Here is an 806-nt window from a genome sequence, read left to right as displayed (position 1 = left end):
TTGAAATACGTTGACTGCCGAAAGTCCGCTTGCATACGCTTCTTCATCGCTAGCCCAGTCTTTGGGACTATCTTCACGATATTGCTTGCAAGCTTCGCCGGAACCTGCCCCAGATCACGCTCTAACGCACGAACATCATCCATCAGCTCGTCACCAGCTCAACGTTCCAGCGATCAGCAGTACGATACGTGCCACGCGCCAACTCAGTGAGACGCAGTTTCAGGCCGACCAGATCAGGGTCCATCGCCGACGAAAGCACAGTCACACGGTCACCCGTAAGAGACTTTGCAGACACCGGCAAATGAACCATCAACTGCTCAACCGTAAACGCATGACCACCAGCAGACGGCTCCGACGCTTGAGACTTATCGCCACCCAGCTTGCACTTACCCGCATAAACCTCAACCACCGGGAAAGTAACCGCACCCGTAACAGGGTCGGTGACATCCTCGGTGGATTGACGCTCGATCAGGCAGAGGTCGGTCATCAGGGCTTCAGCAGCCTCACGACCACGCAAAGTTATCAACTCGGCGCTAATCATGAGTACGGCACCCAAGCATCCGGATGAACCCACCAGCCGGCAGCGCGATCAGGCGCGCCATAAAGACGAATCGAGAACGCCCCACCAGAAACAACCGGCAAAAGCAGATCCCATTCCTCATCAGTCAGATAAAGCGCCCCGGTAGACAACGAAGAATCAATAGTCTCCGTGAGCGAATAATCATCAATCGACTCAGTACGCTGCCGCAAACCGCCTGGGTTACGCATCACCCGAATAATCGCGCTACACAACACCGAGCGGACAA

2 protein-coding genes are annotated in these 806 nt (G+C 55.0%); both read right to left on the bottom strand.

Going from position 1 to position 806, the window contains the following annotated elements; genetic code table 11:
• Window positions 1-142: 142 nt before the first annotated feature.
• Window positions 143-541, bottom strand: a complete 399-nt coding sequence (locus Q7C21_RS22190) for a DUF6093 family protein (RefSeq protein ID WP_375151115.1) — start codon at window positions 539-541, stop codon at window positions 143-145.
• Window positions 538-806 (bottom strand): hypothetical protein (locus Q7C21_RS22185; protein ID WP_375151114.1); only part of this gene is annotated, 269 nt, incomplete at its 5' end. The genes Q7C21_RS22185 and Q7C21_RS22190, both read right to left, overlap by 4 nt.

This window comes from Pantoea sp. ANP04 (assembly GCF_041982285.1).
Lineage (GTDB): Bacteria > Pseudomonadota > Gammaproteobacteria > Enterobacterales > Enterobacteriaceae > Pantoea > Pantoea eucalypti.
The sequence above is the reverse complement of the archived record's forward strand: the minus strand, read 5'-3'. Positions and strand labels throughout refer to the sequence as shown.